This window comes from Micromonospora sp. NPDC051196, assembly GCF_040682415.1.
Classification (GTDB): Bacteria; Actinomycetota; Actinomycetes; order Mycobacteriales; family Micromonosporaceae; genus Micromonospora.
In genome coordinates this window covers 319,626-340,657 of record NZ_JBFBAY010000005.1, presented here as the reverse complement: position 1 = coordinate 340,657, position 21,032 = coordinate 319,626, and the positions used below count along the sequence as shown (strand labels likewise).

The following is a 21,032-nucleotide window of genomic DNA, read 5'->3' as shown; positions in this document are numbered from 1 at the left end:
TTCGACTACTCAAACTTGGCGCCTACCGAGCACCGACTACTCAAGCAGCCCGCACGGCCGCACCGATAGCCGCCGCGATCAGCGCCAGGTCGGCGTCATCGGTGACGTACGGCGGCATCGTGTAGATCAGGTCCCGGAACGGGCGCAGCCACACTCCCTGCGCCACCGCGGCGGCCGTGGCGGCGGCGATGTCGACCTCATGGTCGAGTTGCACCACGCCGATGCCGCCGAGCACCCGGACATCGGTTACTCCCGGCGCCCCGCGCAGCGGCTCCAGGCCGGCCCGCAGGCTGCCCTGGAGCCGGGCCACCTGCCCCACCCAGTCCCCCGCCCGCAACAGGCCCAGGGAGGCGTTGGCGACCGCACAGGCGAGCGGATTGCCCATGAACGTCGGCCCGTGTGCCAGCACCCCGCCGGCGCGGATGCCGGCCGCCACCTCGGGGGTGCACAACGCGGCGGCCAAGGTCAGATAGCCACCGGTCAGCGCCTTGCCCACGCACATCACGTCCGGCGCGACCCCGGCGTGCTCGGCGGCGAACATCGTCCCGGTACGCCCGAACCCGGTGGCGATCTCGTCGAAGACCAGCAGCACCCCGTGCGCGCGGGTCACCTCGCGCAGCACCCGCAGGTAATGGGGATGGTGGAAGCGCATCCCGCCGGCCCCCTGCACCACGGGCTCGACGATCACCGCGGCCAACTCGTCGGCGTGCCGCTGCACCGCCTCCATCAACGCCGCCTCGTACGCCGGATCGGGCGGGGTGTCGAAGCCACCCGGCGGCACGGGTGCGAAGACCTGCCGGGGCAGCAGATCGCCCCAGAGATGGTGCATGCCGCCCTCGGGATCGCAGACGCTCATCGGGTGGAACGTGTCCCCGTGGTAGCCACCCCGCCAGGTGCCGAGCCGCCGGCGCTGCGGTCGGCCGGTGGCCCGCTGGAACTGAAGGCACATCTTGACCGCGACCTCGACACTGACCGAGCCCGAGTCGGCCAGGAACACGTGCTCCAGCCCGTCGGGTGCCAGTTCGACCAGGGTGCGGGCCAGTTCCACGGCGGGGGCGTGGGTCAACCCGCCGAACATGACGTGGCTCATCCGGCCCAGCTGGTCGGTCACCGCGGCGTCCAGCACCGGATGCCGGTAGCCGTGGATCGCCGCCCACCACGACGACATCCCGTCGACCAGCTCCCGCCCGTCGACCAGCCGCAGCCGCACCCCCTCGGCACTGTCGACCGGGTACGGCGGCACGGCCGGTGGCACGGTCGCGTACGGATGCCAGACGTGCGCAGCGTCGGCGGCGAGAATCTCCTCCGGGGTCAATCGTTCCCCTTCCGACGCTGCGCGGTCTGTCACGATGTGGTGGCGGCCGGTTGCGGAGCGGTCGCCGCCGCGCGGGCGACGGCGCGGGGCAGGGCCGGGCCTCGGTAGATGAAGCCGGTGTAGAGCTGCACCAGACTGGCGCCGGCGTCGAACATCCGGGCGGCGTCGTCGGGGTGCACGATGCCGCCCACACCGATGATCGGCAGTCGTCCGCCGGTCTCTCGATGGACGAAGGCGACCACCTGTCGGGCGCGATCGGTCAGCGGTCGACCGGACAGGCCGCCGCTCTCGCCGGCACGCGGCTGGTCGGTCAGGGCGAGTCCGTCGCGGCCCAGGGTGGTGTTCGTGGCGATCACCCCTGCGGCGCCCCGAGCCAGGCACACCTCCAACAGATCGGCGATGGCCGCCTCGGTCAGATCCGGGGCGATCTTCACCAGCACCGGCTTCTCTCCCACCAGTGCGGCGAGCAGCGCGTCCAGGTGATCACGGTCCTGCAAGGCGCGCAGGCCGGGGGTGTTCGGCGAGGAGACGTTGACCGCGAAGTAGTCGCCGTACCCACGCAACGCACGGTACGACGCCTGGTAGTCGGCCACCGCGTCGTCCAGCGGCGTCACCTTGGACTTACCGAGCGAGATCCCCAGCGGTACGTCCAGCGGGCGGGGTAGCGCCGCGAGCCGGGCCGCCAGGGCCTGCGCGCCGGCGTTGTTGAAACCCATCCGGTTGATCACTGCCTCGCTGTCGGGCAGCCGGAACAGCCGGGGCCGGGGGTTACCCGGCTGCGGATGAGCCGTCACCGTACCGACCTCGACGAAACCGAAGCCCAACGCCGACCAGGCCGGCAGCGCCATCCCGTCCTTGTCCATCCCCGCAGCGAGCCCCACCGGGTTGGGGAACCGCACCCCGAACACCGTGCGGGGCGCCGCCACGGCGTACCGGGCCCGCAACACCGCCAACGCACCCGGCATCCGCGACAGCGCGCTCAACCGCCGCAACGTCCACTCGTGCGCCGCCTCGGCGTCGCCCCCACCGACCCGGAACAACCCCCGCCGTACCGTCCGCTCAAACATCACGGGGGGCCCGCAGGGTGGCGTGGAGGGCCTGGAGGGGGCGTACCTGCATGTCGCCGCGGATTCGAGCCTCGATGCCCATCACCGCGGCAGCGGCGCCGGGGACGGTGGTGATGCAGGGGATGTCCGCCGTCACCGCGGCGCTGCGGATCTCGTAACCGTCGGAACGGGCACTGGCGCCGGAACCCTGCGGGGTGTTGATCACCAGGGCGACCCGACCGTCGCGGATCAGCGACACGGCGTCGTCGTCGGAGCCGGCCTCGTAGTGCTTGGGGGCAAGCTCGCAGGCGATGCCGTGTCGGCGCAACACCTCGGCGGTGCCGGCCGTCGCCACGATCTCGAAGCCCAGATCGGCCAGTCGCTTCACCGGGAAGATCATGCCGCGCTTGTCCCGGTTCGCCACCGAGACGAAGATCTTGCCCTGGGTCGGCAATGACCCGTACGCGGCCGACTGGGACTTGGCGAAGGCGTGCCCGAAGGCGACGTCGATGCCCATCACCTCACCGGTCGACTTCATCTCCGGGCCGAGCAGCGAATCCACCCCCTTGCCGGCCGGCGTCCGGAACCGCTTGAACGGCAGGACCGCCTCCTTGACCGCGATCGGGGCGTCCGGCGGCAGCGTGCCGCCGTCCCCGGTCGCGGGCAGCATGCCCTCGGCCCGCAGTTCGGCGATGGTCGCCCCGAGTGCGATCCGGGCCGCCGCCTTGGCCAGCGGCACCGCCGTGGCCTTGGAGACGAACGGCACGGTACGGGAGGCGCGCGGATTGGCCTCCAGCACGTACAACGTGTCGTCCTTCAGCGCGTACTGCACGTTGAGCAGGCCGCGTACGCCGATGCCCCGGGCGATCGCCTCGGTGTACCGGCGGACCTGCGCGACGTGCGAGCCGGCCAGGGTGATCGGCGGCAGGGCGCAGGACGAGTCGCCGGAGTGGATGCCCGCCTCCTCGATGTGCTCCATCACACCGCCGAGGTAGACCTCGCCGTCGGCGTCGCAGAGCGCGTCCACGTCGATCTCGATGGCGTCGTCGAGGAACCGGTCCACCAGCACCGGGTGATCCGGGGAGATGTCGGTGGCCCGCCCGATGTAGTCACGCAAGGTGACATCGTCGTAGACGATCTCCATGCCTCGCCCACCCAGCACGTACGACGGGCGGACCAGCACCGGGTAGCCGATCTCGTCGGCGATCTCCTTCGCCTCCTCGTACGAGGTGGCGGTGCCGTGGTCCGGCGCGCGCAGGCCGGCCCGGGCCAGCAACGACCCGAAGGCACCCCGCTCCTCGGCCAGGTGGATCGACTCCGGGGAGGTACCGACCACCGGCACCCCGGCGTTCTTGAGGCGCTGCGCCAACCCAAGCGGGGTCTGCCCGCCCAGCTGCACGATCACGCCCACCACACCCGGACCGCCGGCCGCCCGACCGGAGGAGTCCTCGGCGTGCCAGACCTCCAGCACGTCCTCGAAGGTCAGCGGCTCGAAGTAGAGCCGGTCGGCGGTGTCGTAGTCGGTGGAGACGGTCTCCGGGTTGCAGTTGACCATCACGGTCTCGAAACCGGCGCCGGCAGCGGGCGCCGCACCCGAGCCGACCGGCGCGCTGCGCAACGCCTGGACCGCGTGCACGCAGGAGTAGTCGAATTCGATGCCCTGCCCGATCCGGTTCGGCCCGGAACCGAGGATCAGCACCTTCGGCCGCGTCGAGCCGAGCACCTCGGTCTCCGCGTCGTACGACGAGTAGTGGTAGGGCGTGGTCGCCTCGAACTCGGCGGCGCAGGTGTCCACCGTCTTGTAGACCGGCCGGATCCCGAGCCGGTGCCGCAGGGTCCGCACGCCGTCCTCGGCGGCCAGTTCGGGCCGCAGCGCGGCCAACTGACGGTCGGACAGGCCGGCCCGCTTGGCCCGGTACAGCAGTTCGGCGTCCAGCACCGGCGCGGCCACGATCTCGGCGCGCAGCTCCACCAGCGCGGCAATCTGGTCCACGAACCACGGGTCGATCCCGCCGGAAGCCGCCGTGACCTCGGCGATCGAGGCGCCCAGGCGCAATGCCCGCTCCACCGTGTAGAGCCGGCCGTCGTGCGGAGTGGCCAGAGCGGCGAGGGTGTTCTCCCGAGTCGATCCGACCGGGTCGGGCATGGTCCAGAAGCCTGATTCTTTGGTTTCCATCGACCGCATCGCCTTGTTCAACGCCTCGGTGAAGTTACGACCGAGGCTCATCGCCTCGCCGACGGACTTCATCGTGGTGGTCAGCTCCGGGTCCGCACCGGGAAACTTCTCGAACGCGAACCGGGGGATCTTCACCACCACGTAGTCCAGCGTCGGCTCGAACGCGGCCGGCGTCTTGCGGGTGATGTCGTTGGGGATCTCGTCGAGGGTGTAGCCGATGGCCAGCTTCGCGGCGATCTTGGCGATCGGGAAACCGGTCGCCTTGGAGGCCAGCGCCGACGAACGGGAGACCCGGGGGTTCATCTCGATGACGACGATCCGGCCGTCGGCCGGGTTGATCGCGAACTGGATGTTGCAGCCGCCGGTGTCCACCCCGACCTCGCGCAGCACCGCGATGCCCAGGTCACGCAGCTGCTGGAACTCGCGGTCGGTCAGCGTCATGGCCGGTGCCACGGTCACGCTGTCGCCGGTGTGCACACCCATCGGGTCGATGTTCTCGATCGAGCAGACCACCACCACGTTGTCGTGCCGGTCCCGCATGAGTTCGAGCTCGTACTCCTTCCAGCCGAGCACGCTCTCCTCGATCAGCACCTCGTGCACCGGGCTGGCGGCCAGCCCCGCGCCGGCGATGCGCTCCAGGTCCTCGTCGTTGTGCGCCATGCCGGAACCGAGTCCGCCCATGGTGAACGACGGCCGGATCACCACCGGCAGGCCGAGGTCGGCAACGGTCTCGCGGACCTCGTCCATCGAGTGGCAGACCCGCGAGCGGGGCACCAGGCTCTCCGGGTCGGCCACCTCGAGCCGTACGCCCGCCTTGGCCACGATCTCCTTGAACAGCTGACGGTCCTCGCCGCGGCGGATCGCGTCGATGTTGGCGCCGATCAGCTCGACGCCGTACTTCTCCAGCACCCCGGCCTCGTGCAGCGCGACCGCCGTGTTCAGCGCGGTCTGCCCGCCGAGGGTCGGCAGCACCGCGTCCGGCCGCTCCTTGGCGATGACCAGCTCGACGAACTCCGGCGTGATCGGCTCGACGTACGTGGCGTCGGCGAACTCCGGATCGGTCATGATCGTGGCCGGGTTCGAGTTGACCAGGCTGACCCGGATCCCCTCGCTGCGCAGCACCCGGCACGCCTGGGTGCCGGAGTAGTCGAACTCGCAGGCCTGCCCGATGACGATCGGCCCGGAGCCGATCACCAGAATGTGCTTGAGATCGCTCCGCTTAGGCATTGCTGTGTCCCTCGTTGTGGGTCCGACCCTCGATCAGTTCGGCGAAACGGTCGAAGAGGTAGTCCGCGTCGTGCGGGCCGGACGCCGCCTCCGGGTGGTACTGGACGGTGAACGCGGGCACGTCCAGGGCCCGCAGCCCCTCGACCACGTTGTCGTTGAGGCAGACGTGGCTCACCTGCACGCCACCGAACTCGGTCTCGATGACCTCGTCGGGCACCACCGCGCCCGGCGTCACACCGGGCACCTGCACGGCGAAGCCGTGGTTGTGGCTGGTCACCTCGACCTTGCCGGTCATCCGGTCGAGGACCGGCTGGTTGATGCCCCGGTGGCCGTAGTCGAGCTTGTAGGTGCCGAAGCCCAGCGCCCGGCCGAGGATCTGACTGCCGAAGCAGATGCCGAACAACGGCACCTTGCGGCGCAGCACCTCACGGGCCAGCTTCACCGGCCCGTCGGCGGTGGCCGGGTCACCCGGACCGGGCGAGAAGAAGATCGCGTCCGCGCCGGTGGCCAGCAGATCGTCGATGGTCGCGGTGACCGGCAGGACATGGGTGGTCACGCCCCGGGCGGCGAGCCGACGCGGCACGTTGCGCTTGATCCCCAGATCCAACGCGGCCACCGTGAACCGGTGCTCGCCCTCGGCGGCCACCACGTACGGCGCGGTGGTGGTCACCTCCGCGGACAGGTCCGCGCCCACCATCTGCGGCGACTGGCGGACCCGGGCCAGCAGCGCACGGGGGTCGTCGTCGATGCTGGAGATGCCGACCCGCATCGCGCCACGCTCACGCAGGTGCCGGGTCAACGCCCGGGTGTCCACCCCGCTGATGCCGACGATCCCCTCGGTGGCCAGCCGGTCCTCCAGCCCGCCGGTGGCGCGCCAGTTCGAGCTGATCCGAGCCGGATCACGCACCACGTAACCGGCCACCCAGATCCGCCGGGACTCGTCGTCCTCGGCATTGACACCGGTGTTGCCGACGTGCGGGACTGTCTGCACCACCACCTGCCGGTGGTACGACGGGTCGGTCAGGGTCTCCTGGTAGCCGGTCATCCCGGTGTTGAAGACCGCCTCACCGAAGGTCTCGCCGACGCTGCCGTACGCCTCGCCGTGGAACGTACGCCCGTCCTCCAGGACGAGAACCGCTGGACGCCTACGACTCATGCCGCGCCTCCGATCCGGACTGCGTTGCTCCGCTGGGCTGCGCTCACTTGACTGCCTTTCCGTCCAGGACCGTCGCCTCGCCACGCAGGAAGGTCGCCACGATGCGACCCGGCAGCGTCATCCGGGCGTACGGGGTGTTGCGGCTGCGACTGGCCGATTCCGCGGGATCGATCACCCGGCGGGCCGCCGGGTCGACCAGGGTCAGGTTGGCCGGGGTACCGGGGGCGGGATCATGCCCATGCTCGGTCAGCCCGGCGATGCGGGCCGGAGTGCGTGACATCCGTTCGGCGATCAGGTCCCATTCGGGACCGAGCACGTCGAGCGCGATCGACAGCGCCGTCTCCAGCCCGAGCATGCCCGGCCGGGCGTACGCCCACTCGCACTCCTTGTCCTCCACCGCGTGTGGGGCGTGGTCGGTGGCGATGATGTCGATCACGCCGTCCACCAGCGCGGCCCGCAGTGCGGCGATGTCGACGGCGGTCCGCAGCGGTGGGTTGACCTTGTACACCGGGTCGTACGCTCCGGCTGGGCTCCAGTTGTTCGCGAGTGCGGGGCTCCCAAGCTCCGCCCGCCCGCTCACGACCGAGTCGGTGAGCAGCAGGTGGTGCGGGGTCACCTCGGCGGTGACGCGTACCCCCCGGGCCTTGGCCTGGCGCAGCACCTCGACGCTGCCGGCGGTGGAGACGTGGCAGATGTGCAGGCGGCTGCCGACGTGCTCGGCCAGCAGCACGTCCCGGGCGATGATCGCCTCCTCGGCCACCGCCGGCCAGCCGGTCAGGCCCAACCGGGTGGAGACCTCGCCCTCGTGCATCTGCGCGCCCTCGGTGAGCCGGGGCTCCTCGGCGTGCTGGGCGATGATCCCGTCGAACGCCTTGACGTACTCCAACGCGCGGCGCATCAGCCGGGGGTCGGCGACGCAGTGCCCGTCGTCGGAGAAGATCCGCACCCGGGCGGCGGAGTCGGCCATCGCGCCCAGCTCGGCGAGCCGCTCGCCGGCCAGCCCGACGGTGACCGCGCCGATCGGCTGCACGTCGACCAGCCCGGCCTCCCGGCCGAGCCGCCAGACCTGCTCGACCACCCCGGCGGTGTCGGCCACCGGCGAGGTGTTCGCCATCGCGCAGACCGCGGTGTAGCCACCCGTTGCCGCCGCCCGGGAACCGGTCTCGACGGTCTCGGCGTCCTCCCGCCCCGGCTCGCGCAGGTGGGTGTGCAGGTCGACCAGGCCGGGCAGGGCGACCAGCCCGTCGGCGTCGATCACGCCTGCGCCCGGCGCGGACAGCCCCGGGCCGGCCTCGGCGACCACGCCGTCGCGCAGCAGCAGGTCGGTCGGTGCCGCGCCGAGCACGCTGACGTTTTTGATCAGGTACGAATTCACCGGTTGTTTCCCCCGAGCAGCAGGTAGAGGACGGCCATCCGCACGGAGACTCCGTTGGCGACCTGTTCGACGATGGTGGAGCGGGGCGAGTCGGCGACCTCCGGGGTGATCTCCATGCCCCGGTTCATCGGACCGGGGTGCATGACGATCGCGTGCTCCGGCAACCGGCGCATCCGGGCGCCGTCGAGACCGTAGCGGCGGGCGTACTCGCGAGCGGACGGGAAGTAGGAGTCGCCCATCCGCTCCCGTTGCACCCGCAGCATCATCACTACGTCCGTCGACGGCAGCACCGCGTCGAGGTCGTAGCAGACGGCGGTGCCGGGAGCCAGGGCGGCGGCGATGTCTACCGGGATGAGGGTGGGCGGCCCGACCAGGGTGACCTTCGCGCCGAGGGTGGACAGCAGCAGCACGTTCGACCGGGCCACCCGCGAGTGCAGCACGTCACCGACCACCGCGACCGACAGGCCGGCCAGCCGACCCAGCCGGGAGCGCATCGTGTACGCGTCCAGCAGCGCCTGGGTCGGATGCTCATGGGTGCCGTCACCGGCGTTCACCACCGAGCCGTCGACCCAGTCGGCGAGCCGGTGCGGGGCGCCGGAGGCCGGATGGCGGACCACCACCACGTCGGCGCCCATCGCCTGCAACGTCAGCGCGGTGTCCTTCAGGCTCTCGCCCTTGGCGACGCTGGACCCCTTGGCCGAGAAGTTGATCACATCGGCGCTGAGCCGCTTCGCCGCCGCCTCGAAGGAGATCCGGGTCCGGGTGGAGTCCTCGTAGAAGAGGTTCACCACCGTACGCCCGCGCAGCGCGGGCAGCTTCTTGACCTCGCGGCCGGAGACGGCGGCCATCTCCGCCGCGGTGTCCAGGATCTGGAGGGCGGTGTCGGCATCGAGATCGGCGCCGGAGAGCAGGTGCCTGATCATGAGGGGGCGACCTCCGCGTAGAGCCGGACCTCGTCGACGCCGTCGGTCTCGGCCAGCGTCACCTTCACGCTCTCGGCGAGGGCGGTCGGGATGTTCTTGCCGACGTAGTCCGCGCGGATCGGCAACTGCCGGTGTCCGCGATCGACCAGCACCGCCAACTGCACGGACGCCGGCCGTCCGAGGTCACCCAAGGCGTCGAGGGCCGCGCGCACCGTACGGCCGGAGAAGAGCACGTCGTCGACGAGGATCACCCGCATGCCGTCGATGCCGCCGGGCGGCAGCTGGGTCGGGCCGACCGCCCGGGTGGCGTTGCGACGCAGGTCGTCGCGGTAGAGGGTGATGTCGAGCACGCCGACGGGCACCGATATGCCTTCGAAGGCGTTGATCCGGTCGGCGAGCCGCCGGGCCAGCGGGGCGCCCCGGGTCGGCACACCGAGTAGCACCGTGTCCGCGGCGCCCTGGGTCTTCTCCAGGATCTGGTGGGCGATCCGGTCGACGACGCGTTGCACGTCGGCGCTGGTCAAAATCACCTTCACCGAGGGTTGCCGCGAGGGCGACGAGCGGGCAGCCGGTGGGTAGGCCACGGCGGACCTCCTTCCCCGCCTCACGGGACGGGTCGTTAAAGGATGTCGGATCCTCCAGGTCAGCCGGGTGTTGCCGGCGGGAGGGCTTCGGCCACGTTACCAGTGGTCGTTGCCGTGACCACGGTCGGGCACGAGTGGCTCAGGCCACGTCGGGTGGGACCGGTCGACGTATCGGTTCAGCGGGCAGAACGGGACAAGTCGACCGAGGTACCCAACAGGAGGGTCACGACCACTTGACCACGTTTACGAATCCCCGTACCGTCACGCTCCGTAGCGATCGCTGGGAGAACCCCGAGCAGCACTGGGAGTGTCCGAATGCCCTCTGAATACGCCAAGTCTCTGGGCGCCCGCCTGCGCTCCATCCGCCAGCAGCAGGGCCTGTCCCTGCAGGGCGTGGAGGAGAAGTCGAACGGGCGCTGGAAGGCGGTGGTGGTCGGCTCGTACGAACGCGGCGACCGCGCCGTCACGGTATCCCGCCTGGCCGAGTTGGCCGAGTTCTACCGCGTACCGGTCTCGGAGTTGCTGCCCGACGGCAGCGGGGTGCGGCACGAGCCCACCAGCAAGATCGTCCTGGACCTGGAGCGGCTCTACGACGAGGCCAGCGAGGACCTCGCCTACGTCGCCCGGTACGCCCGCGCCATCCAGCAGCAGCGCGGCGACTACAACGGCCGGGTCCTGTCGATCCGCGCCGACGACCTTCGGGCGCTCGCGATCGTCTACGACGCATCGCCGTCCGGCCTGATCGAGCGGCTGACCGAGCACGGCGTGCTGGTCGCCGACCCGCGGGCATTCTTCGCCTCCTGAACCCCTCACACGAAAGGCCCGCGCCGGTGGCGCGGGCCTTTCGTTCGTCCCGGTCGCCTCGTCGATGACGGGCAGCGACCCCGCACCGACGGGTCAGCGGGTGGCGTACTCGGCGATGCGGCCGAGCAGACCGTTGAGAAAGCGCGGCGAGTCGTCGGTCGACATCTGTCGAGCCAGTTCGACAGCCTCACTGATCGCCACCGCGTCATCGATCTCGTCGATGTAGAGCAGTTCGTAGACGGCGATCCGGGCGAGGTTGCGGTCGACCACCGGCATCCGGTCCAGCGTCCAGCCCTCGGCGTAGCTGGAGATCAGCTCGTCGATCCGGTCGAGGTGACCGGCCACACCCTCGACCAGCCCGACCGCGTACCCCAGGTGGTCGGGGCGCGGTTTCTCGATCCGCTCGATGTAGCCGGCCAGCACCTCGACCGGCGGACGATCACGCAGGTCGGCCTCGAAGAGCACGTCCAGCGCCCGCTTGCGCGCCTTGCGGCGCGCCGGCATCTGCTGCTTCGGACCCTCGGCCATCAGGCGCGGCCGAGGTAACGGCCGTCGCGGGTGTCGACCTTGATCTTCTCGCCGGTGGTGATGAACAGCGGCACCTGTACGGTCGCGCCGGTCTCCACCGTCGCCGGCTTGTTGCCACCGGTGGACCGGTCGCCCTGCAGGCCCGGCTCGGTGTAGGTGATCTCCAGCACGACCGAGGTCGGCAGCTCGACGTAGAGCGGCACCCCCTCGTGCGTGGCCACGATCGCCTCGGCCTCGGGCAGCAGGTAGTTCGCCGCCTCGCCGACCGTCCCACCGGGCACGGTGATCTGGTCGAACGTCTCCATGTCCATGAAGACGTAGTCCTCGCCGTCGGCGTAGAGATACTGCATGGTGCGCTTGTCAACGGTCGCGGTCTCGACCTTGGTGCCCGCGTTGAAGGTCTTGTCGACGACCTTGCCGGAGAGCACGTTCTTCAGCGTGGTACGCACGAACGCACCACCCTTACCAGGCTTGACGTGCTGGAACTCAACGACGGACCAGAGCTCCCCGTCGAGGTTGAGTACCAGGCCGTTCTTCAGGTCGTTGGTGGTGGCCATTTCCTGCCTTGATCGTCATTTGGCGGACAGACCTTACAAGTCTACTAGCCACCCTGCGATGCCCCCACCGCCGCCGTCCACGGTCAGACCGGTCCGACGCGACCCGGACCGGCACTGTCAGTGACGCAACCCACCCCACAGCCGGAGCATGCCGTCTGTCACGGCAGTCGACCGCCTCCCGGCGGGGAGGTCAGCCGCTCTGGTCGCGGCGGACGGCGAGGTGGTGCAGGGCGAGGCGGTAGCCGTCGACGCCGAGCCCGCAGATCACGCCGGTCGCCACCGCCGAGACGACCGAGTGGTGCCGGAACTCCTCCCGCGCGTGGATGTTGGAGATGTGCACCTCCACCAGCGGCCCGCGCAGCATCGCGCACGCGTCCCGCACCGCGATGGAGTAATGCGACCAGGCCGCCGGATTGAGCACCACGGCGGCACCCTCGTCCGCAGCGGCGTGCAGCCAGCCGAGCAGTTCGTGCTCGGCGTCGGTCTGCCGCACGACGACGTCCAGACCCAGATCCCGCCCGGTCGTCTCGCAGAGCTTCACCAGATCGGCATAGCTGGTCACCCCGTAGACGTCGACCTGACGGGTGCCCAGCCGCCCCAGGTTCGGCCCGTTGAGCACGTACACCCTCATGCTGGTCCGCCCTCCGATTGCGACTGCCGAGCGCGCCGAACGCTCACCGGGCCACCGCGGCGTACGCGGTTCGCAGCAGGTCGTCGTCCGGTCCGTCCAGGATCGCCGGTCGGGCCAGCCCGTCCAGCACCACGAACCGCAGCCGGTTGCCCCGGGCCTTCTTGTCGACCCGCATGGCGGTCAACAGCTGGGGCCAGGCGTCGGCCTCGTAGTGAGTGGGCAGATCGAGCGCGGTCAGCACGTCACGGTGCCGACGAGCGGTGGCCGGGTCCAACCGGTCGGCGAGGCGGGCCAGTTCGGCGGCGTAGACCAGGCCGACCGAGACGGCGTGACCGTGCCGCCAGCGGTACCCCTCGACCTTCTCGATCGCATGCGCCAGGGTGTGCCCGTAGTTGAGCACCTCGCGTACGCCCGACTCGCGCAGGTCACCGGCGACCACGTCGGCCTTGACCCGGATCGCCCGCTCGATCAGCTCTCGGGCCACCGGCCCGGTCGGGTCGGTGGCCGCCGCCGGGTCCCGTTCGATCAGGTCGAGGATGACCGGGTCGGCGATGAACCCACACTTGACCACCTCGGCCAGGCCGGCGGTCAGGTCGGCCGGCGGCAAGGTGTCCAGCGTGCTGAGGTCGGCCAACACCCCGACCGGCGGGTGGAAGGCGCCGACCAGGTTCTTGCCGGCCGTGGTGTTGATGCCGGTCTTGCCGCCCACCGCCGCGTCGACCATGCCGAGCAGCGAGGTGGCCACCGGCACCCAGCGCACCCCGCGCAGCCAGCAGGCGGCCACGAAACCGGCCAGGTCGGTGACCGCGCCGCCGCCCAGCCCGAGCACCGCGTCGGTACGGGTGAACCCGGCCGCACCGAGCCGGTCCCAGCAGGCTGCCGCCACGTCGACGTGCTTGCCGGCCTCGGCGTCGGGCACCTCGATCGGCAGCGGTGTCACGCCGGCGGCGCTGAGCCGGCTGCCGATGGCATCGGCCAGGTCCTTCAGTGGCGGGGCGTGCAGCACCGCCACCCGGGTGGCGTCGGGCAGCAGGCCGGGCAGCGTGTCGAGCAGGCCACGGCCGACCAGCACGTCGTACGGCCGCTCGCCGCCGACCGGGATCCGGGTCACGTTGTCCATCGCCGGGAGCCTAGCCCACCGTCGACCGCCTCGACCGGATCCGCTCACCCGTGCCCGATCAATGGAACGGAGGTTTACCGCTTCGTGGACCGGGCAGGGCAGCGACCATCACCAGCAACCCAGGGGGCGGCATGACCGAGCGGACGATCGACGGTGCCGACATCCGGCTGCCGGCCACCATCCTCGGCGTCGGGCTCGGCGGTTTCGTCGACGGCATCCTGCTGCACCAGGTGCTCCAGTGGCACCATCTGCTCAGCAACACCGGCGCCGACAACATCGGGGTACGCGAGTATCCGGTGGACACCGTCGCCGGGTTGCAGATGAACACCCTGTGGGACGGGCTCTTCCACGTGGTCACCTGGGTGGCGGTGCTGACCGGCCTGGCCATGCTCTACGCCCGGGTGACCCGGTCCCGGGGGCGACTGTGGCGCTCGCCGATGCTGTGGGGCTGGGCGTTGATCGGGTGGGGGCTGTTCAACCTGGTCGAGGGGATCATCGACCATCACATCCTGGCCATCCACCACGTCCGCGCCGGGCCGCACCAACTCTGGTGGGATCTCGGCTTCCTCGCCCTGGGCGTCGTGCTGATCATCGTCGGTCTGCTCGTGCAGCGCCGCGCCACCGCCGTGGACGTCTGCGCCGACGACTCGCCTGCCGTGAGCCGGCGCGGATGAGCCTCGCGCACGCCGCGCAGCACACCACGACCGTCGGCCCGACGCTGCTCGTACCCCTGTTGGCGGGTTGGGTCTATCTGGCTGCCTCGCTGCGGCAGTGCGAGCCGGACCGTCCGGGCTGGAGCCACTGGCGCACGGCGGCGTTCGCCGCCGGATGCGCCCTGCTCGCCATCGCCTTGCTGCTGCCGGCCGACGGGTTCGCCGCGCACATGTGGCAGCACCTGCTGCTCGGCATGCTCGCGCCGCTGGGCCTGGTGCTCGGCGCGCCCGGCACCCTGGCGTTGCGTACCGTCGACCGGCGGGCCGGTCGGGCGGCACTGCGGGTGCTGCGGCATCCGGTGGCGCGTACGCTCACCCACCCGGTCACCGGGCTGCTGCTCACCGCCGGCGGGCTGTGGCTGCTCCACCTCACTCCGCTGTACCGGGCCACTCTCACCAGCCCGGTGCTGCACGACCTGGTCAACCTGCACTTCCTGCTCAGCGGGCTGCTGTTCACCTGGTCGATCGCCGGCCCGGAACCATACCGGCACCGGGCTTCGGTGCCGGTGCGGCTGGTGGTGCTCGGCGCTGCGGTCGTCGCGCATGCCAGCCTGGCCCAACTCCTGTACGCGGGACTGCTGGTCGACGTACCGGCACCGCCGGATGCGCTGCGTGCCGGTGCGGCGGTGATGTACTACGGCGGCGACCTGGCCGAGATCCTGCTCGCCCTCGCCCTGCTGGCAAGCTGGCGCCCGCAGCCGCGTCGCGCGCCGACTGCCGCGTCAGGTGTTAAAAGGGGGACCCTGCTCTACCTGAGGCGTTAAGAAGGGGCCCTTCCTTACCGCTTCAGCAGGGGGATGATCTCGGCGGCGATCTCCTCGGGAGTGCGGCCGTCGGTCACCACCGTCGCGGTCGCCACCTCGGCGTAGAGCGGGCGCCGCTGATCCATCAGGTGCTTGAGGGTGGCCCGTGGGTTGATCGCCAGCAGCGGACGCCCCGCACCGAGGCCGACCCGCTTCACCGCGTCGGTCAGCTCGACCGACAGGTGCACCACCCGGTGCCCGATCAGCGCGGCGCGGTTCTCCTCGGCCAACACCGCGCCACCGCCGAGGGCCAGCACCCCGTCGCAGGAGGCCAGCGCCGCGGCCACCGCCGCCCGCTCCAACGCCCGGAAGTGCTCCTCCCCCTCGTCGACGAAGATCTCCGGGATCGGCTTGCCGGCGAGGCGCTCGATGTCGGCGTCGGTGTCCCGGAACTCCACGCCCAGTTCGCCCGCGAGAACCTGCCCGACGGTGGTCTTGCCCGACCCGGGCGCACCGACCAGCACGCAGACCGGACGGGTGGCAGCGGTCACCGGATCACCAGCGCGTCCAGGTAACCGGTGAGGTTGCGGCGCATCTCGGCGACCGAGTCACCGCCGAACTTCTCCACCGCCGCCTCGGCCAGCACCAGTGCCACCATCGCCTCGGCGACGACGGCGGCGGCGGGCACCGCGCAGACGTCGGAACGCTGGTTGATCGCGGTGGCCGGCTCACCGGTGGTGATGTCGACCGTGGCCAGTGCCCGGTTCAACGAGGAGATGGGCTTCATCGCGGCCTTCACCCGCAGCGGCTCGCCGGTGGTGATGCCGCCTTCCAGGCCGCCGGCCCGGTCGGTGACCCGGCGTACGCCGGTGGCGGTGGGGATGATCTCGTCGTGCGCCTCGGATCCGCGCGAGCGGGCCTGCTGCCAGCCGTCGCCGATCTCCACACCCTTGATCGCCTGGATCGACATCAGCGCGGTGGCCAGCCGGGCGTCGAGCTTGCGGTCCCACTGCACGTGGCTGCCCAGGCCGGGCGGCACCCCGTAGGCGAGCACCTCGACCACGCCCCCCAGGGTGTCGGCGGCCTTCTTCGCGGCGTCGACCTCGGCGACCATCCGGCCGCTGGCCTCCGGGTCGAGGCAGCGCAGCGGGTCGGCGTCGATGCGTTCGGCGTCCTCCGGCCGGGGCCGCAGCCCGGCCTTCACGGCGACCGGACCCAGCTCCACCACGTGCGAGACGATCTCCACGTCGAGGGCCTGCCGCAGCAGTGCCTTGGCCACCGTGCCGACGGCGACCCGGGCGGCGGTCTCCCGCGCGCTGGCCCGCTCCAGGATCGGCCGGGCGTCGGTGTGGCCGTACTTCTGCATGCCGGCCAGGTCGGCGTGGCCGGGCCGGGGCCGGGTAAGCGGCGCGTTACGGGCCTGGCTGGCCAACTCGTCGGCGTCGACCGGGTCGGCGGCCATCACGGTGCGCCACTTGGGCCACTCGGAGTTGCCGACCCGGATGGCGACCGGGCTGCCCAACGTCACCCCGTGCCGCAGGCCGCCGATGACCTCGATCTCGTCCTGCTCGAAGGACATCCGCGCACCCCGGCCGTAGCCGAGTCGGCGGCGGGCCAACTCCCCGGCGATCTCGGTGGTGGTCACCTCGATCCCGGCCGGCACCCCCTCCAGCAATGCGACGAGGGCGGGCCCGTGCGATTCTCCTGCGGTCAACCAGCGCAACACAGCCATGAGTCTGTCACGCCCGGTGCCCGCCGCCCCGCACCGCCCGCCCCGTCCCGCCCTACGGACGTCGGCGTCAGATACCCCGGCCGCGCTTGTGCAGGGTGCGCAGCACGGCGTCGGCCCGGACCACCCGCCCGGCCACCGCCAGGGCCAGGTAGGCCCTCGGTTCACGCGGGTTGCGGCGGATGGTGCGCCGCGCCCAGCGCATCGCCCCCCGGCGGTCACCCGAGGCGGCGCGGGCGAAGGCGATCTGCCCGGTGACCCGGGCCTGGCCCGCCGGCTGGGTGGCGAACTCGGGATAGCGCTCCAGCAGCCACTGCAACGCCTCGGAGATGGTGTCCCACCGCTGGGCGAAGTACGACCGCTTGTGCCAACGCACCAGCGTGTACGGGGTGCGCAGGTTGACCAACGGGGCGCTGCGGGCGGCCCGCAGCAGGAACTCGTAGTCCTCGGCGTAGCTGCCCGGGATCTCCTCGTCGACCAGCCCGAAACCGTCACGCAGGGCCGCCGCCCGGATCAGGAAGGTCGACGGGTGCAGCTCGGTCATCCGGTCCCGCAGCAGGTCGGCCAGGCTGATCGAGTCGCGTTCCAGCACCCGCTCGACGGTGTTCCCGTCGTAGCTGACCCGGATGCCGCAGCTGACGAACTCGGCACCGGGCACCGCGTTCAGGGCCTCGACCTGGGCCAGCAGCTTGCCCGGCAGCCACTCGTCGTCGTCGTCGCAGAACGCGATCAGGTCGCCGGTGGCGGCCAGGGTGCCCGAGTTGCGGGCCCCGGCCAGCCCGGGGGTACGGGTGTTGGTCACCACCCGCACCGGCCGGTCGGGGGCGGACAGCTCGGCCAGCGACGGGTCCGGCTCGGACTGGTCGTACACCACGACCGTCTCGACCTGCCCCGGATAGTCCTGCCCGACGATGGCCCGTACCGCCGCCCGGAGCAGTTCGGGACGGTCCCGGGTGGGAACGACGGCGGTCACGCTCGGGTACGCGGTCATAGCTTGTGCCTTCCATTCGGGCCGGGCTTACGCCACGGCCGCCACCAGGGCCGGTGACGCCGCTGCGCGGCCTCGGCCACCAACTCCTCGACGATCACGCCCACCCGGCGCACCGCGGCGCGTTGCGCCTCGGCCGCCTCGGCGTCCACGGTCACGGCGAACCGTCCCGGGTCGGCCAGGCCGGCGGTGAGGGCGTCCAGCAGCTCCTGCCGGGTTTCGCAGAGCGCGACCAGGCCGGCCGCACCGAGCCGGCGGGCGAACAACTGCTGGTGGTTGTCGACGTGCTCACCCAGGCTCGGATCCCGGGGCACCACGATCGGCAGGTGCCCGTGCCGGCGGGCCTCCAGGATGGTCGCCGGGCCACCGTGACAGACCACCAGCTCCGCCCCGGCCATCGCGGTCTGCAACTCGGCGTGCCCGAGGAACGGCACCGCGTCGGGCAGGCCCTCGACCCGGGTGTGGCCGTGCTGCACGGTCAGCACCACCTCGTCGGCGACCTCGCCGTACCACTCCCGCAGCCAGCCGACCAGCCGGTCGAAGGGGTGCTTGTCGGTGCCGACCGCGACCAGCAACTGCGCCCGGCCGACGCGCTTGCCGTCGCGGGGCGTCGGGAGGTGTAGGGCGGCCCGGTCCCCGGCTACGCCGAACTGTTCGTCGGTGCGCGTCGCCTCGCCGCTCACAGCAGCGTCCCCACGACCGTGGCCTCCGGGTACTGGCGGCGCTGCTCGTCCCACTGCACGAGCATCTTCGACAGGAACGGACGACACAGCCGGGCGGTGAGCGTCGGGGTGTCGATCCGGTCGTAGACCTCGATGTAGACCGTCGGGATCCGGCGCAGCCGGGCCAGCACGACGAACGGCAGCGCCACCCCGGCACCGGTGGTCACCACGGCGGCGATCGGCCGCCGGCGCAGCACCCGGGCCGCCAGCAGCGCGTTGCGCAGCAGGTTGCGCACGTTGCGGGTGGTCGGATGGTAGGCCGGGATCAGGTCCTCGCCGGCCAGCAGGGACACCGCCTCCGGCGTGTCGAAGGTCACCCAGCAGCGTTGCCAGGTCTCGTACCAGGGTTTCAGGGCGAGCAGCTGGGCCAGGTGCCCGCCGCTCGACCCGACCAGCAGCAACTGCTGCCCCGCTTTGTCTACGTTGTCCACGCGACTCCCCACAAGTCCGCTGTGCCTGCACCACGGTCGAGCCGTACCCCAGCGGTCGGCCCGACCATTGCTCACTGTCGTTTCTCGATGACGTCCAGCAACGCCGGATGCAACGCCGGATTCCAGCCGGCACCAGCGTCGGCCAGCCGCCAGGTCCGCAGCCACATCTCGATCAGGTACGCATCGGCCACCAGGCCGCGCCGGGCCGGGTCCAGGCCCAGCCGGTCGCCGTACCGGTCCAGCCACTGCCGTACCTGTTCGGCCGCGGTCGCCGCCGGTTCGCCCCGCAACACCAGGGACCGCTGGAACGCGTCGTGGGCCAGGTCGAAGCCGACCGGTACGTCCGGCCCGCTGTGCTCCCAGTCCCAGGCGACCAGCTCACCGGCGTGCCGACCGAGGTTCCACGGCACCCAGTCGCCGTGCCAGTGGCCGAACTCGACGGACACGTCGCCGTGTCGGCGGGCCAGTTCGGCCACCGCCGCCACCGCCCGTGCCCCGGCCGGATCCGTCTCGGCCGCCCGCTGCGCCTGCGCCGTCAACCGGTCCAGGAACGGCGAGCCGGCCAGCGGTCGCGGTGCCGCCGCCGGCCGACCGCGCCGGGCCACCGCGAGCAGCGCCGCAAGCTCCGGCGGGGCGTCGACCGGCATTCCGCGTACCCCGATGGGCAGCGGTTCGACCAGCGCGACCGCCTGCCCGGCCCAACTGGTCTCGGCGAGCAGTCGGGGCGTGCCCGGATGCCCGGCGGTGCCGGCCACCCCGGAAACCTCGCGCAGCGCCGCCGCCTCGGCGGTGACCAGCGCCCGGGTCGCGTCGTTCCAACCGATCTTGGCGTAGCCACGCGGCGCGCCGTTGCCGTCGAACAGTTGCAGCGTCGGCTTGTGGTTCGGATCCGGCGGGCGCACCCCGCAGGCCGCGTACGCCGTTCCGCCGCCCAGTTCGGTGGCGAGCCGTTCGGCGAGCAACACCTCGGCGGGATCGAGCGTGTCCGGCACGGCGACACTCAGCACCGGAAACGGCGCCCGGGCGACCACACCGGCCCGCGCCGCCACGCCGAGTGCGGCCCGCACGGCCCGCACCTTCGCCGGGCGCAGCGCGTTGTACGCCAGCAGCGCCGCCGCCGTGGCCCGCGTCGACCCCAGCGGCAGCAGGAACCGGGCCCTGGCCACCGACGGGACGATGGCGTAACGGGCCACCACGGTGTGCCCGGCGGGCACCGGGGCGTCCACGGCCAGCGCGATGCGCTGATCCCCGAAGACTGCCCGGGTGACCCAGCCCAGCCCGTCGTCGCGGGTACGAAGGTCACCCGTCGCGGTCACCTGATCACCCCGGCGACACCGAACCGCTGACTCATCCGCCTCACGCGACCTGGTCCGGCCAGTCGAGGTCCAGCCCCAGTCGCTGCCGCAACGCCGCGTTGTGCGGACGGTAGTACTCCGTCAGCTCGGCGCGCAGCGCCGGCTCCAGCGGCGCCGATCGCCGATCGTTGTAGACCTTGAAGTCGGGCAGGTCGAACGCGGGCAGGCCGAGGAAGTCCAGGGTGCGCCGGTAGGTGGCCCGCGCGTCGCGGTACAGATCCTCGCTGGGCAGGAAGAGCAGTTGCTCGCGGTCGAAGTGCGCCAGCCACGGCTCCAGGTGCTCCAGGTAGCGGCCCCGGGCCCGGTAGGTGTACCAGTCGTAGGGCTCGCTGAAGTACTCCGGCTCGGCGATCAGCCGCTCCCGCTCCCCCGCCGTACGCTCCGGCTCGGCGGCCAGCGCGGCGGCGAAGTCCAGCGGCTCCACCCCGTTGGTGCGCCGCTCCTTCCAGTGCGAGTACGCCCGCTCCACCGGATCGCGCAACAGCACGATGAGCTTCACCTGGGGCATCAACGCGGCGACCCGCTGCGCGGCCAGCGGGTGGAACATGTACAGCGGGGCGGCCTCACCCACCCGTACCGGACCACCGTGCCGGCTCTCCAGCGCCTCCCGCTGCCGATGGGTCGGAAAGTGCGACCTGTACCACGCCTCCCCCCGACCCCAGTTCTCCTCGAAGTAGTGCGAGGACTTGGTGTTCCAGGCCGGAAACAGTCGCGGCACCAGCGGATGCTGGATGAGGTAGTTCCACAGCGAGGTGGTACCGCCCCGCTTGGTGCCGATGATGAGGAAGTCCGGCAGCGGCCGACGGTCGCTGGTGCGCACCCCGTAATCGACGAGGCTCTCCCGTACCCGGCTCGTCACCTGGGTCGGCACCAACTGCTTCACCCGGTCGCGGATGGACGCCACGACAA

General features: G+C 71.5%; 21 protein-coding genes. 3 read left to right on the top strand and 18 right to left on the bottom strand.

Annotated elements, in window-relative coordinates; genetic code table 11:
• Positions 1–40: 40 nt before the first annotated feature.
• From AB0M35_RS13830 to pyrR, 7 genes are read right to left on the bottom strand one after another with little or no spacing between them, the layout of a single operon-like run.
• On the bottom strand, positions 41–1,315 hold the full coding sequence (locus AB0M35_RS13830; RefSeq protein ID WP_363745055.1) for an adenosylmethionine--8-amino-7-oxononanoate transaminase: 1,275 nt from the start codon (positions 1,313–1,315) through the stop codon (positions 41–43).
• A 29-nt stretch (positions 1,316–1,344) separates the two neighbouring features.
• Positions 1,345–2,385, bottom strand: coding sequence for a quinone-dependent dihydroorotate dehydrogenase (locus tag AB0M35_RS13825; protein WP_363745053.1), 1,041 nt, complete (start codon positions 2,383–2,385; stop codon positions 1,345–1,347).
• The gene (carB, locus tag AB0M35_RS13820; protein WP_363745051.1) at positions 2,375–5,764 is read right to left on the bottom strand and encodes a carbamoyl-phosphate synthase large subunit; all 3,390 of its coding nucleotides are present in this window, start codon (positions 5,762–5,764) and stop codon (positions 2,375–2,377) included. The genes AB0M35_RS13825 and carB overlap by 11 nt, the downstream gene beginning before the upstream one ends.
• Positions 5,757–6,920, bottom strand: coding sequence for a glutamine-hydrolyzing carbamoyl-phosphate synthase small subunit (gene carA, locus AB0M35_RS13815; RefSeq protein ID WP_363745049.1), 1,164 nt, complete (start codon positions 6,918–6,920; stop codon positions 5,757–5,759). The genes carB and carA overlap by 8 nt, the downstream gene beginning before the upstream one ends.
• A gap of 43 nt (positions 6,921–6,963) precedes the next feature.
• Positions 6,964–8,295: a dihydroorotase gene (locus AB0M35_RS13810; RefSeq protein ID WP_363745047.1), complete on the bottom strand. Its 1,332-nt coding sequence runs from the start codon at positions 8,293–8,295 to the stop codon at positions 6,964–6,966.
• Positions 8,292–9,218 (bottom strand): aspartate carbamoyltransferase catalytic subunit, encoded by a 927-nt coding sequence (locus AB0M35_RS13805; protein ID WP_363745045.1) that lies wholly within the window; start codon positions 9,216–9,218, stop codon positions 8,292–8,294. The genes AB0M35_RS13810 and AB0M35_RS13805 overlap by 4 nt, the downstream gene beginning before the upstream one ends.
• Complete coding sequence (gene pyrR, locus AB0M35_RS13800) at positions 9,215–9,802, bottom strand: bifunctional pyr operon transcriptional regulator/uracil phosphoribosyltransferase PyrR (RefSeq protein ID WP_363745043.1); 588 nt, start codon at positions 9,800–9,802, stop codon at positions 9,215–9,217. The genes AB0M35_RS13805 and pyrR overlap by 4 nt, the downstream gene beginning before the upstream one ends.
• A gap of 315 nt (positions 9,803–10,117) precedes the next feature.
• Here pyrR and AB0M35_RS13795 point away from each other — a divergent pair, with 315 nt between their 5' ends.
• Positions 10,118–10,606 (top strand): transcriptional regulator, encoded by a 489-nt coding sequence (locus AB0M35_RS13795; protein WP_007458348.1) that lies wholly within the window; start codon positions 10,118–10,120, stop codon positions 10,604–10,606.
• 93 nt (positions 10,607–10,699) lie between these two features.
• Here the strand turns inward: AB0M35_RS13795 and nusB are convergent, their stop codons facing one another.
• The 4 genes from nusB to aroB all read right to left on the bottom strand — a co-directional run bounded on the left by nusB (position 10,700) and on the right by aroB (position 13,442).
• On the bottom strand, positions 10,700–11,110 hold the full coding sequence (nusB, locus tag AB0M35_RS13790; RefSeq protein WP_363745235.1) for a transcription antitermination factor NusB: 411 nt from the start codon (positions 11,108–11,110) through the stop codon (positions 10,700–10,702).
• Positions 11,111–11,133: 23 nt separating this feature from the next.
• Positions 11,134–11,691, bottom strand: coding sequence for an elongation factor P (efp, locus tag AB0M35_RS13785; protein WP_203224223.1), 558 nt, complete (start codon positions 11,689–11,691; stop codon positions 11,134–11,136).
• Between the two features lie 190 nt (positions 11,692–11,881).
• Positions 11,882–12,322, bottom strand: coding sequence for a type II 3-dehydroquinate dehydratase (aroQ, locus tag AB0M35_RS13780; RefSeq protein ID WP_363745040.1), 441 nt, complete (start codon positions 12,320–12,322; stop codon positions 11,882–11,884).
• 43 nt (positions 12,323–12,365) lie between these two features.
• Complete coding sequence (gene aroB, locus AB0M35_RS13775; RefSeq protein ID WP_363745038.1) at positions 12,366–13,442, bottom strand: 3-dehydroquinate synthase; 1,077 nt, start codon at positions 13,440–13,442, stop codon at positions 12,366–12,368.
• A gap of 131 nt (positions 13,443–13,573) precedes the next feature.
• Here aroB and AB0M35_RS13770 point away from each other — a divergent pair, with 131 nt between their 5' ends.
• Together AB0M35_RS13770 and AB0M35_RS13765 are read left to right on the top strand one after the other, a co-directional pair.
• A complete protein-coding gene (locus AB0M35_RS13770) occupies positions 13,574–14,116 on the top strand; it encodes a DUF2243 domain-containing protein (RefSeq protein ID WP_363745036.1) in 543 nt (180 codons plus the stop codon).
• The gene (locus AB0M35_RS13765; protein WP_363745035.1) at positions 14,113–14,919 is read left to right on the top strand and encodes a cytochrome c oxidase assembly protein; all 807 of its coding nucleotides are present in this window, start codon (positions 14,113–14,115) and stop codon (positions 14,917–14,919) included. The genes AB0M35_RS13770 and AB0M35_RS13765 overlap by 4 nt, the downstream gene beginning before the upstream one ends.
• Before the next feature lie 14 nt (positions 14,920–14,933).
• Here the strand turns inward: AB0M35_RS13765 and AB0M35_RS13760 are convergent, their stop codons facing one another.
• The 7 genes from AB0M35_RS13760 to AB0M35_RS13730 form a co-directional block, all read right to left on the bottom strand.
• Positions 14,934–15,449: a shikimate kinase gene (locus AB0M35_RS13760; RefSeq protein ID WP_363745033.1), complete on the bottom strand. Its 516-nt coding sequence runs from the start codon at positions 15,447–15,449 to the stop codon at positions 14,934–14,936.
• Complete coding sequence (gene aroC / locus AB0M35_RS13755) at positions 15,446–16,624, bottom strand: chorismate synthase (RefSeq protein ID WP_363745031.1); 1,179 nt, start codon at positions 16,622–16,624, stop codon at positions 15,446–15,448. Before aroC ends, AB0M35_RS13760 begins: the two co-directional genes overlap by 4 nt.
• Before the next feature lie 73 nt (positions 16,625–16,697).
• Positions 16,698–17,618: a glycosyltransferase family 2 protein gene (locus AB0M35_RS13750; protein WP_363745030.1), complete on the bottom strand. Its 921-nt coding sequence runs from the start codon at positions 17,616–17,618 to the stop codon at positions 16,698–16,700.
• The gene (locus AB0M35_RS13745; RefSeq protein WP_363745233.1) at positions 17,615–18,190 is read right to left on the bottom strand and encodes a glycosyltransferase; all 576 of its coding nucleotides are present in this window, start codon (positions 18,188–18,190) and stop codon (positions 17,615–17,617) included. Before AB0M35_RS13745 ends, AB0M35_RS13750 begins: the two co-directional genes overlap by 4 nt.
• A gap of 104 nt (positions 18,191–18,294) precedes the next feature.
• A complete protein-coding gene (locus tag AB0M35_RS13740; RefSeq protein ID WP_363745028.1) occupies positions 18,295–18,768 on the bottom strand; it encodes a UDP-N-acetylglucosamine--LPS N-acetylglucosamine transferase in 474 nt (157 codons plus the stop codon).
• Positions 18,769–18,839: 71 nt separating this feature from the next.
• The gene (locus tag AB0M35_RS13735) at positions 18,840–20,084 is read right to left on the bottom strand and encodes a hypothetical protein (protein ID WP_363745026.1); all 1,245 of its coding nucleotides are present in this window, start codon (positions 20,082–20,084) and stop codon (positions 18,840–18,842) included.
• 40 nt (positions 20,085–20,124) lie between these two features.
• Entirely contained in the window at positions 20,125–21,027 is a 903-nt protein-coding gene (locus AB0M35_RS13730) for a sulfotransferase domain-containing protein (protein ID WP_363745024.1), read from the bottom strand.
• Between the last annotated feature and the right edge of the window lie 5 nt (positions 21,028–21,032).

Coding starts and splice junctions, on each gene's coding strand:
- AB0M35_RS13805 (WP_363745045.1), bottom strand. CDS start 9,218: ATGATCAGGCACCTGCTCTCCGGCGCCGATCTCGATGCCGACACCGCC.
- AB0M35_RS13770 (WP_363745036.1), top strand. CDS start 13,574: ATGACCGAGCGGACGATCGACGGTGCCGACATCCGGCTGCCGGCCACC.
- carB (WP_363745051.1), bottom strand. CDS start 5,764: ATGCCTAAGCGGAGCGATCTCAAGCACATTCTGGTGATCGGCTCCGGG.
- efp (WP_203224223.1), bottom strand. CDS start 11,691: ATGGCCACCACCAACGACCTGAAGAACGGCCTGGTACTCAACCTCGAC.
- AB0M35_RS13765 (WP_363745035.1), top strand. CDS start 14,113: ATGAGCCTCGCGCACGCCGCGCAGCACACCACGACCGTCGGCCCGACG.
- AB0M35_RS13750 (WP_363745030.1), bottom strand. CDS start 17,618: ATGACCGCGTACCCGAGCGTGACCGCCGTCGTTCCCACCCGGGACCGT.
- aroQ (WP_363745040.1), bottom strand. CDS start 12,322: ATGAGGGTGTACGTGCTCAACGGGCCGAACCTGGGGCGGCTGGGCACC.
- aroB (WP_363745038.1), bottom strand. CDS start 13,442: ATGGACAACGTGACCCGGATCCCGGTCGGCGGCGAGCGGCCGTACGAC.
- nusB (WP_363745235.1), bottom strand. CDS start 11,110: ATGCCGGCGCGCCGCAAGGCGCGCAAGCGGGCGCTGGACGTGCTCTTC.
- AB0M35_RS13795 (WP_007458348.1), top strand. CDS start 10,118: ATGCCCTCTGAATACGCCAAGTCTCTGGGCGCCCGCCTGCGCTCCATC.
- carA (WP_363745049.1), bottom strand. CDS start 6,920: ATGAGTCGTAGGCGTCCAGCGGTTCTCGTCCTGGAGGACGGGCGTACG.